Consider the following 11309-nt stretch of genomic DNA (forward strand, 5'->3'; position numbering starts at 1 on the left):
ATTTAATATTCAATAGGAATGTTGACTATTACAAAGGGACAAATAAATGATGGGCCAAGGATAGTCAAAACTATTTAATTATAGTATGTGTAAATCTGGAGGAGGGGAAATAAGGTTTAAATGTAGTATTGGGTATTTTTTAGAATAATACCCTAAGTATGTTACTTTTTTTGTAAACAAAATGTCTGTTTGAAAAAAGCAATCTAAATGTAAGACCACTTTTACTTCATCTCCCGTTTCTTCTTCTGAAACAGAATAAAAAGAAGATATATCTGCATAATCGTTTGCTAGAGTAATAACTATAGGAGCAGTTAAAAACAGAAAAAAAATGGCTGTAAAAAAAATAGGAATAAACTTTTTAGACATTTGAGTTATCAATTCTTTAAGAAATCAAATATAATAAGAGAACACCATAATACAACTGTAACGGACTGTTAAAAAATGTATTTATTCCTAGGGCTACGGTTGTTCGTAACCTATACGTCTAACGCTTATATTTTTTTCTAGTACGAACTCTATTTACAAAATAGATTACCAAAACAAAAAGGGCAACAAAAGGGAAAACAAGATCTCCGTTTAAGAAATTAATAAATTTCATGTAATAAGTTTTATGATACCTAAACGCTAACTATAGTTGATTATTATTTAAACTTACGCAAAGCTAATTTGGTAGCATCTGATAGTACTAGTTGGCCGGTAATAGCTGCTCTATCTAAAAGAAGTGTATACCAATGGTCAGTGCCTTCCCAAAGTACTTTTTTCCATGCTTCTAGAGCTTCAGGATTGTATTGGGCTAGTTGATGGGTATATAAATCTAATTCTTTATCCATTTCAGCAATGTTTTCGAAAACCTTGGCAAAAAGCCCTTTTTGTTGTGCCCAATATACCGTTTTCCATTCCGTAGGAGCTAACGAAAGTTCTCCTAAAGCTGCTTTTCCTATTCTATGAGAAACTACAGGAGCTATAACTAAAGGTGCAATGCCAATAGAGAGTTCGGATAGCTTTATAGAAGCACCTTCCGTTGCAAAAACATAATCGCAAGCGGCAGCAATACCTACACCACCACCAACGGCTTTACCTTGGACACGACCTATAATTACTTTGGAACACAAACGCATTGCGTTTATAACATTGGCAAAGCCACTGAAGAAGACTTTTCCTTCCGATAAGTTAGATACTGCGGTAAGTTCATTAAAAGATGCTCCTGCACAAAAGGCTCTTTCTCCTTCCGATTTTAATACAATTACAGAAACAGCTTCATTGGTAGAAAGCTCATTCAAGGTTTTAGTAAGCCTTTTTAATAATGCTGCGGTAAAAGAATTACTGGCCGGATGGCCAAACTCAATTGTAGCTATTTTATTGTTTATAGAGGTGTATAGACTTCCTTCGGTACGAGTGGTTTCCATCTTTTTTGTTTAAAATTAATGCTTTTGTAATAATGGACGAAACTTTCGGTTAAACTTCCAGACCAAGGCACCACCTCTAATCAACATCCAAACGGAGAAAGCTATCCAAATACCATAAAGCCCCCAATTGGCCGATTTAGTAATAAAAAGCACAGGAATAAACCCTAAAAAGGTGGCCGATAGTAATAGGTTTCTTAGGTATTTCATTTCTCCCATGCCTTTAAAAAGTCCGTCTAGGACAAAAGCTACGGTATTTAAAGGTAGCCCGAGAATTATAATAAAAAATACGGCATAGAAAGCATTTAGAACTGGAGGTTCTTTGGAGAATAAAGTTCCTATAGGGTGGTAAAATAACAAACCTAATAGCATTAATATAGCACTTACTATAAGACCATAAAGAACTATTTTTTTTGCTAACAACCATAGATTTCTATAATCTTTTGCGCCTAGTAGTTTTCCTCCTAGAATATTTCCGGCGGCGCCATAGCCATCGATAAAAAAGGCAGCAAATAACCAAAGATTAATAGCTATCGTATGTGCTCCTATGTACTGATCGCCAAGCGCAGCAGCTTCTCTAACCGCTAAAATAAGTGCGGTATTTAGTGCTAATGCGCGTACAAAAAGGTTTAGACTCATAACAACAAGTCTTTTTAGTTCTGGGTGAATAGGGAGTTTTAGTTTTAAGCTAACATCTGTCTTTGTAATTAAAAGAATAAATGCCAAGATTGCCATTATTGCTTGTGCAATTAAACTAGCCCAAGCAGCCCCTTCTAAATACATAGGGGATACAAAACCTTCTATCCCATAAACTAAAATAAAATCTAGAATAACATTTGCTATTGCCCCCACGATTGCAATTACCATGGGCCATACTGTATTTTGCAACCCTCTAAAAATACCCATAATGGCAAAAACGAATAACGTAAGAGGAAACCCCCAAACTCTAATCGTGTAATATTTTATACAATAATCTAAAATTTTACCCGACGCATTTAATAGCATAAATATTTCTTCTATTACAAAAATCGTAGAGACTAAAATGAGACCACTGAGGATAAGATTTAAAAATATGGCTTGGGCGGGTAGCGCTTTTACTTCGTTTAATTTTCCTGCTCCTAAATATTGAGAAAGTATTGCAGAGATGGCACTACGGGTTTGTCCTAATATCCAAATTAACATGGATAAAAAAGAACCTACAATTCCGGCAGCTGCTAAAGACTCGAGCCCATCAACGGGAATGTTACCTACTATTGCAGTATCTGTAATAGATAAAAGAGGTTCTGCAATTCCTGCGATAGTAGCAGGAATTGCTAGATTATTTATGCTCCTAAAATTAATTATTGTTTTCAATATTTCCTTGTAATTAAAATGCAAATAGCAACTTTACGAATGAGAAAATATCCGTAATTTCTGATATCTTTGCACTAGTAATCCTTTAATAGATTTCAATTTAATTGTAAATTTAGAGTATAAATAAACAATCTAACGGTATGAAAAACATCCTAGTTCCAATAGGCACCTCAGAAACGTCTCATGAAACCTTGCAATATGCAATAGATTTTGCTGTAGAGTTTTCCTCGAATATATTTGTAATGGATGTATTTAGCGCCTCTTCAAAAACAGGAAGTTTGGCAAATATAGCGGAGAAAATAGCAAAAAATAGTAAGGAACGCTTAAAGGAAGTTATTGATAAAATTGATGCTAAGAATATTGGTATTAAGATAGCCACTTATAATGGCGAAATTATTGATGGAATAAACCAAATAGATAAAAAATTAGGGATAGACTTAATAATCTTAGCACCTAGAAGTAATGACATTAAAGAGGAATTGTATTTAGGAAGAACGTCAGGCAAGATTATTAAAAGAACGGATATACCTACTTTATTGGTTCCTAAGGGGAGCAAGAAAAAAGATTTTAAAAAGATATTAGTAGCTTTTAAATCAGGAATCTTAAAGAGACATAGGATTCTAGATGCATTAAACACTATTAGTAAAAAGCAAAATTCGACCGTAAATTTATTATTGGTAAAAACACCAGGATATACAGATGAGGATTTAAAAATAAACACGGCCTTAATGGATATTAGTTCTAGCCTTACGCTAACCGAGAATGCAACTACCTATTTAGGAGTTACGGAACACTTTAAATCTCATGAGCCAGATTTATTATGTGTTTTTAGAAGAAAAAGAGGTTTCTTTAAAAAGCTTTGGGAAAAGAATACTATTCCAAAATCTGAATTTCATGTTCCAATTCCAGTATTAGTTTTAAGTGTTAATAATCATTAGGAAACGGAGTAAAAAAGTATTTTCTTTGGAGTCTTTAATGGGGGATTAGCTCAGCTGGCTAGAGCGCTTGCCTGGCAGGCAAGAGGTCACCGGTTCGACTCCGGTATTCTCCACTTAGTAAAATCAAGCCTTCACATACGTGGGGGCTTTTTTATAATATACACTTTTTGATATTTAAAATTATTGAAAACAAGTCGTATTAATTTATCTCTTTGCAATCATCGGGGTATCCTAAAATCTAATTTTTAGGACTTAAACTTAGTATACTAACGAGGCTATTTTTATACCTTTGTTTCTATAAATATACTATGAAATATGAAGGGTAATGTTTGTATTGCAGTATCGATATTATTGTTTCTATGTGCGTGTAAGCAGACAGGAAAAAACACTATTGAATTTACGAAGGTTAAGGCAAATTCTGTTGAAGTACCAGTCAAGGAGAGTCTTTATGAGGATTTAAATGGGAACCATATTTTATTAACTAAGTATAAGGGAAAAAGAGTATTACTTAACTTTTGGGCCACGTGGTGCAAACCCTGTATTGAGGAAATGCCAGCCTTGTTAAGAGCCAAAAGAATTTTGGAGAAAGAAAACTATATATTCCTTCTTGCTTCGGATCAATCTGTAGAAAAGATTAAAACTTTTAAAGAAGAATTTAATTTTGAATTTAATTTTATTAGGTTCACGGGTTCTTTTCCACAATTGAAAATATATGCGCTTCCAAAAACTTTTATTTACAATGAAAAAGGAGAAAAAGTAGATGAAATTTCAGGAGCGGTAACTTGGGATTCGCAAGAAATAATCAATAGACTTAAAAATGTTAAATAAATGAAACATATTAAAATTTTTGTTGCTCTGATTGTAACGATTCTTTTGGCTTCGTGCAACGCTAATGAAAAAAAGGAAAAAACAGAAAAAGAAATTGTCCATCATGTTTCTTCTCCTGCCCATGCAGGAAGTTCTTTACCTGCTTTGTTTACGGACAATAACAAGACCTTATTATCTTGGGTTACACAGGTAGACGATTCAATCGCGCAGTTAAATTATTCCTATTTGGTTGCTGGTAAATGGCAGGAACCAAAAGAAATAATCAGTGGGGCAGATTGGTTCGTAAATTGGGCAGATTTTCCTTTAATTGCGGAGAATAATGGCAATTTATTATCTCATGTTCTGAAGAAGTCCTCAAAGGAAATTTTTTCATATGATATTAAGTTGAATGTATTACCTAAAGGAAAAACGCAATGGAATACAGGTTTGTCTTTACATACGGATGGTACCAAGACCGAACATGGTTTTGTAACTACTCTTCCATATAAACAAAATTCTTTTTTTATTACTTGGCTAGATGGAAGGAATATGGTGGGTAGTAGCTCTGGGCATGGACACGGTGCTAAAGGATCAATGAGTATTAGAGCGGCAGAGGTTTCTACAGACGGCACTGTAAGTAATAATGTTCTATTAGATGATCGTACTTGTAGTTGTTGCCAAACTACTGCAGCAATAACAGATAATGGTCCAGTTGTATTATACCGAGATAGATCAAACGAGGAAATTAGGGATATTTCTATTACAAGAAGGGTTAATGGAGAATGGACCAAACCTAAAGCCATACACGATGATGGATGGAAGATTAATGGCTGCCCTGTAAACGGTCCTAAAATTTCTGCCATTGGCAATAATCTGGTTGTAGCATGGTTTACTGCAGTGAATAATGAACCTAAGGTGAAACTGGTTTTCTCTTCGGATGGAGGCGAAAATTTTGATAATCCTATTTTAATTAGTAATCTTAATACAATGGGCAGGGTCGATGTTATAATGCTCGATAATGAAAATGCTATTGCTAGTTGGATGGAAACAGTAGATAGTGAAGCCCAAATTAAAGCAATGAAAATTAATAAATCTGGACAAAAATCAACTCCCATTGTAGTTAGTAGATTGGGAAATTCTAGAAGTACTGGTTTTCCACAAATGGGACTTGTAAATGATAAGGTACATTTTGCTTGGACAGATGTGACTAATGAAATATCTACAATAAAAACGGCCTATGTGTTGTTAAAAGTGTTTTAATAAACAAATGTGAGCAATTTTAGATAAAGCACGTTTCAGATAAGTCAAAAAAAATAGCAGAGATATACTCCGCTATTTTTTCTTATTTAATAAAAAGATCTTCCTAAAAACAGAAAATATTAATTTAATACCCTTCTGTTTGTTGCATCTGCGATGCTTCTATTTCACTAGCAGGAATAGGATAGATAGTTTTGGCAGAAGTTGCTAAAATATTTAGGTTGTTAATATTTATACCAGTATTTACATGATCAGATTCTGGCCTGTTTATATCTATTCCTGTTCGGATATAATCATATATACCATGACCTTCCAAAGCAAGCTCGCGTCTTCTTTCCTCAGCTATTCTTGTTTTAAGGGCTGTACCTACTTCTGTTGCTTTATCTACGTTATAATTAGTTGTGCGCTTGTTTATAAGTGTATTTAAATAGATTATTGCTTGCGCATCACCACCTGTTGCTCCATTAGCACAAGCTTCTGCTGCAATCAAATAAATTTCTGAAAGTCGAATTACGGGAATATTATGAATACTTAATCCTGCACCGCCACTTCTGTTGATATACTTTACAAAAGCCATGTTGGTTCCTTCTTTATCCTCAAGCAACAATGCTGCTCTTGGGTCGCCTTGATACGTCTGTAGTAAGTCTACAAAAGTTTGCGTAGCAATAACATCGCCTTGTCCACCATCTCTAAAATCAAACTGAGCGCTTAATCCATTACTTCCAACAGAATTATCACCAGTTATACTTATTTCAAAAAGAGATTCAGAAGTATAATCATCAAACACATAAGAATCTACATTCATTAAATCGGACTCACTCCTTACAGCTAATACATTAGTAGAAAAAAGAAGGGCGTTTTCCCAATCTTGTTTATACAAATATATTCTAGCCAATAGAGCTTCAATACCAGTTTTTGTAATGTATTTAGTACTGCCTTGTTCCCAAGTATTGTCGTTTATGATGGTTAAAGAAGAAGTTAGGTCTAAAATAATCTGATTATAAGTATCTCCTAATGTACTTCTTTCGGTAATAATCTCTGTAGACGATAAATTTAAAGGCAAACCTTGTGCACTGGCACCTTCTTTAATCCAGGGATAGGCAAATGTTCTGGTTAAATCAAAATACGTCATTCCTCTTAATGCCAAGGCCTGTGCTTTTATTTGCTGTTTATCGCCATTATTACCCTCAGCAGTCTCAATATTATCCAATATAAGATTTAGGTTACCAATAGCCTTAAAGCATTGCAGCCACATATTTTGAGCGCCTCCGTTGTTATTGCTGCTTTCTTCATATCTATATTCCGTTTGCTCATAATCCCTTGGATTATAAGTAGTTTTTACAAACCTAAAATCAGTGCCTTTCACTGCTGCTCGCTTGTATAATATTCTGCCTAAATAAGAGCCCTTAGAAATTTCATTATATGATCCGTTTAATAAGCTTTCTAATTTTTCTACTGAATTTACAACCAGTGATTCTGAAATTACGTGATCTGGTGTTTGGGTTAATATATCATCATTACATCCTTGTTGTAAGAACAGAGCAACGGCTAATACTATATACTTTATACTTTTCATGTTATTAAATTTTAATTTGTAGACCTAACAAAATACTTGTTGTAGTTGGTACCTGGAAAAAACTGACACCATTTGCAATGGCCTCGGGATCATAATCATTTAATTCTGTTGATAAGAATAAATTATCGCCTTGAATGTAAACAACCCCACTTTTAATCATCTTTAATTTGGGCAAATGAAAGCTAAGCTTAAGATTTCTTAATTTTAGATAATCTGCACTATACAAATGTCTGGTGGAAACATCGTTGGAAAAACTTGTATTTCCGTTTATTCTAATAGGAACATTTGAATCTGGATTATTTGGGCTCCAAGGATTTAACTGGGCAGTAGTATTTGTGAATTGAGGAGCAAAACCATCATCATCTCTTTTAAAGGCAGTACGGTCGTAAACTTTACCACCAATGCCAAAAGTGAACAGAAAATCTAAACTTAAATTTTTATAGGTAAACTGATTGTAAAAACCACCTTGTACATCTTGTACTGCATTTCCGAAGATACCAAAACCAGCATTTTCTGCATCAGTAGTTATTTCCCCTGTTCGTTTTCCGTTTTCTAGTACATTATATTGAGCGCTACCATTGGTTTTATTTACTCCGGCATAATCTCTTAAATAGAAAGAATTTAAACTTTCTCCTTCTTTAATAATAACAGGATTTTGCCCGTATCTAGAACTATAACTTGGTACTAGATCTCCTTTTAATTTGGTAATTTCATTAGTGAGCATAGTAAGGTTAACTCGCGTATTCCATGAAAAATCTGTATTCATAATAGGCTTATACCCAAGGTCTAACTCCCATCCTGTATTTTTCATTTCGCCAAAATTTTGTAGTTGACTACTAAAGCCAGTAGTTGCTGAAACAGGAATGTTCAATAACAAGTCTTGTGTGTGTTTCGAGAAGTATTCTATAGTAAAATTAAGCTTGTCTAACACTACAGCGTCAATACCTATATTAAAATTATTACTTAACTCCCAGGAGAGATCCGGGTTTGCTAATTGTCCGTATGAAAGACCAGAATCTCCTCCATAACCTTTACCGTCAGTATTAAAAAAAGCCAAGGCCGCATAATATTCTGGTGGCAGGTTTCCATTAGTACCATAACTAGCCCTTAGTTTTAAATAATTTAAGGCTTCTATGTTAATAAAATCTTCTTCAGTAGCAATCCATCCTCCAGAAATAGACCAAAAATCGCCCCATCGTGTGTCTTTTCCAAAGCGAGAAGAACCATCTCTTCGATAACTGGCCGATAGATAATATTTTTGATCATAGTTATAATTGAATCTTGAAAAATAAGATAGTAAGGAGTAATTTTCAGAATAGCCCGACCATGACCATAGTGAGCCTATACTACTTGAAGATAGTAATTCGCTATCTAAAATATCATAACCTGCATTTCTGATAGATTTCATTTTTGATACCTGAGATTCAAAACCTAACAATCCGCCAAAGGCATGGTTGTTTACTTGTTTATTGTAGGTAAGTAAGTTGGAAGATGTGTTTTGAAATACTTCTCCTTGCGTTACATATAGTACGCCATTCCATTTTCCGCCACCTGCGCCAAACTCTTTATTGTCATACAATGACTCTTCATTAGTTTGATGGTCTATACCAATAGTAGTTTTAAATTTGAAGTCTTTGAGAATGTTTAATTCAGCAAAAACATCACCTCTAACTCTAAATTCATTATTTATATATTCTCCTACCTCAATTATACCTATTGGGTTTGCATTTTTTTCAATACCATTGGGTAATCCTGCGATACCTTCATAGCCATTTGGGTCATAAATAGGAGCTGCTTGAGGTAAAACCCGTGCCATATACAAGGGGTTTAATCCGCCAGCATACGTTCCATCATATTGCCCAGTATTACGCTCTGATTTGGCCACGGATAGATTTACGCCCAAAGTGAGCCAATCTTTGGCTTTGTTTTCTAAATTAATTCTACCCGAATACCGTTTAAAATCAGACTTAATTATTGTTCCTTCTTGGTCTAAATAGTCTCCAGATATATAGAATTTTGTATTTTCAGTACCTCCTCTTGCAGAAAGACTATGTTTTTGAATATTACCAGTTCTATAAATAGCATCTAACCAATCTGAGTTGGCATCGGTAGTACCATAAATAGACTCGTAATCGTTTTTTGCTAAGTTTTGATAGTTGGTATACAAATTGTTATCGCCATAAACTCTAGCAAACTCTCCATTTTCATTGTTTTCAATATATTGATTCAATTGCCCTTCTTTCCAGAGTCCTTTAAACTGTTTATTGGTTATAGTTTTCTCTTTGGTCAAATTACCTGTAAGACCAAACTCGGTATTAAATGTGATTTCAGTTTCGCCATTTTTCCCTTTCTTAGTCGTTATAACAATTACTCCGTTCGCAGCTCTAGAGCCATATAATGAAGCTGCTGCCGCATCTTTTAACACGGTAATATTTTCAATATCATCCGAGTTCATTGTAGATAAAGGGTTAATATTCGTAACCGCTCCGTTACCACCGATACGCGAGTTATTATCAGAATTAATTACCACTCCATCTAAAACATATAAGGGTTGAGTTAATCCGTTTATAGAGCCTATTCCTCTAATTTGTACGTTTGAGCTACCACCAGGTTGTCCTGTACTGTAAATGTTAACCCCTGAAACGTTCCCTTGCAGTGCATTTTCAAAACTTGCAGAGGCAGTTTTTGTTAGTGTTTCGTTCGCTATCTTTTTTGCTGATCCGGTGAAACTCCGTTTGTTAGAGGTTCCATAAGCTGTTACTACAACTTCATCTAAATCGGTAGCAACTTCCGTCATAGAAATAGAAATATTCGATTGACCATTTATTGCAATTTCTTGTGTAACAAAACCTAAATATGAAATTACTAAAATGGCATCGGGTGCTACTTGTATAGAGTAATTACCATCAAAGTCTGTTAAAGTTCCATTTATGGTTCCTTTTTCAATGATATTTGCACCAGGCAAGGGTGCTCCGTCTGTATTTGTTATGGTACCATTTACTACATCTTGTAGTTCCGATATAGGGGTGTGAGTATTTGCTTTTAAGAATGAGAAACTTAAAAATAATAGCATCGTAGCTATTTTTAAGTTTAACTTTAAAGAAGGGCGTAGCCTCCTGAGAATTGTAAAAAAAATCATATATTATTTTTATACAACAAAAAATTAACCACTCGGTATGTTCAATGAAAAGTTTTTTAGGTTAACTTTTCAACATATATTGAGGGTTTAATTGATTTAAGAACCAATTAAATTTCCTGTTTGTTTATTAAAATTCGATTAGAAAGGTTTTTTATGTACTATAAAGCACATCATAACTTATATAGAGCACTATAAATGTACTCGCTAGTTATGAAAAATTAGCTTTAAAAACATTATGCCAGTTCTGGTGGTTGTAGTACTTCTGAAGTAAATAAGCCAGATTTTGATTCGTGATAGTTTTTGTAGATATGAACCACGAAATTAAAAGATTGATAATTAAGAATTTGTATATTAAGCCAATTAATTATTGGTAGTTTTAATTTAGAATCTGCGCTGCTAAATGGATTTTTCTCTTTTGTCCCAGATTCTTTTGCTAATTGCTTTGCCAAAAAGCATTTTCCGTTACAATTAAGCGTGGGTTTATCCTTATTCTCACATAAATTCTCAACAATATAATTATAATTTACAGCGTATTCTACTAAGGGCCACAAAGGTTTTAGTAGAATAACTAAAGCTAAAAAGAGAATTAATTGTTTCATGTAATCGTTCGCAGATATTCTATCAAAAGAAAAAATATAGTGCAAGTTTATAATTTTCGCCACAAAAATAAACTATGTTTTAGAGTTAAGCCAGTTATTGATTATTAAAGTTATTTTTATTTTTGAAAACCATGATGTTAATGGGTAAATAAAAGTACGGTAAGCCTCTGTTTTGTAAAGAAATTTTTTGGTATAATTCTGTGGTATAAAGGGTTTTTAAAAACGTATGGTTAATAC

9 protein-coding genes and 1 tRNA gene are annotated in these 11309 nt (G+C 33.8%); 4 read left to right on the forward strand and 6 right to left on the reverse strand.

What is annotated here, in order from left to right:
- Window positions 1–78: 78 nt before the first annotated feature.
- The 3 genes from QZZ51_RS14300 to QZZ51_RS14310 form a co-directional block, all read right to left on the reverse strand.
- Window positions 79–366, reverse strand: coding sequence for a hypothetical protein (locus QZZ51_RS14300; protein WP_291870856.1), 288 nt, complete (start codon window positions 364–366; stop codon window positions 79–81).
- Between the two features lie 275 nt (window positions 367–641).
- On the reverse strand, window positions 642–1406 hold the full coding sequence (locus tag QZZ51_RS14305; RefSeq protein ID WP_291870858.1) for an enoyl-CoA hydratase/isomerase family protein: 765 nt from the start codon (window positions 1404–1406) through the stop codon (window positions 642–644).
- A 15-nt stretch (window positions 1407–1421) separates the two neighbouring features.
- Entirely contained in the window at window positions 1422–2756 is a 1335-nt protein-coding gene (locus tag QZZ51_RS14310) for an MATE family efflux transporter (RefSeq protein WP_291870860.1), read from the reverse strand.
- A 140-nt stretch (window positions 2757–2896) separates the two neighbouring features.
- On the opposite strand from QZZ51_RS14310, the gene QZZ51_RS14315 reads away from it, so the two are divergent.
- The 4 genes from QZZ51_RS14315 (at window position 2897) to QZZ51_RS14330 (ending at window position 5761) form a co-directional block, all read left to right on the forward strand.
- The gene (locus QZZ51_RS14315) at window positions 2897–3694 is read left to right on the forward strand and encodes a universal stress protein (RefSeq protein WP_291870862.1); all 798 of its coding nucleotides are present in this window, start codon (window positions 2897–2899) and stop codon (window positions 3692–3694) included.
- A gap of 39 nt (window positions 3695–3733) precedes the next feature.
- Window positions 3734–3807: transfer RNA gene (locus QZZ51_RS14320), tRNA-Ala, on the forward strand.
- 202 nt (window positions 3808–4009) lie between these two features.
- Complete coding sequence (locus QZZ51_RS14325; RefSeq protein WP_291870865.1) at window positions 4010–4522, forward strand: TlpA disulfide reductase family protein; 513 nt, start codon at window positions 4010–4012, stop codon at window positions 4520–4522.
- The gene (locus tag QZZ51_RS14330; protein WP_291870868.1) at window positions 4523–5761 is read left to right on the forward strand and encodes a hypothetical protein; all 1239 of its coding nucleotides are present in this window, start codon (window positions 4523–4525) and stop codon (window positions 5759–5761) included.
- A 124-nt stretch (window positions 5762–5885) separates the two neighbouring features.
- Here the strand turns inward: QZZ51_RS14330 and QZZ51_RS14335 are convergent, their stop codons facing one another.
- From QZZ51_RS14335 to QZZ51_RS14345, 3 genes are all read right to left on the reverse strand, one after another.
- Complete coding sequence (locus QZZ51_RS14335; RefSeq protein WP_291870870.1) at window positions 5886–7334, reverse strand: RagB/SusD family nutrient uptake outer membrane protein; 1449 nt, start codon at window positions 7332–7334, stop codon at window positions 5886–5888.
- Window positions 7335–7338: 4 nt separating this feature from the next.
- The gene (locus tag QZZ51_RS14340) at window positions 7339–10407 is read right to left on the reverse strand and encodes a TonB-dependent receptor (protein ID WP_291870872.1); all 3069 of its coding nucleotides are present in this window, start codon (window positions 10405–10407) and stop codon (window positions 7339–7341) included.
- 299 nt (window positions 10408–10706) lie between these two features.
- Window positions 10707–11135 (reverse strand): hypothetical protein, encoded by a 429-nt coding sequence (locus tag QZZ51_RS14345; RefSeq protein ID WP_291870874.1) that lies wholly within the window; start codon window positions 11133–11135, stop codon window positions 10707–10709.
- Between the last annotated feature and the right edge of the window lie 174 nt (window positions 11136–11309).

Source organism: Maribacter sp. (assembly GCF_016744255.1).
Classification (GTDB): Bacteria; Bacteroidota; Bacteroidia; order Flavobacteriales; family Flavobacteriaceae; genus Maribacter_B.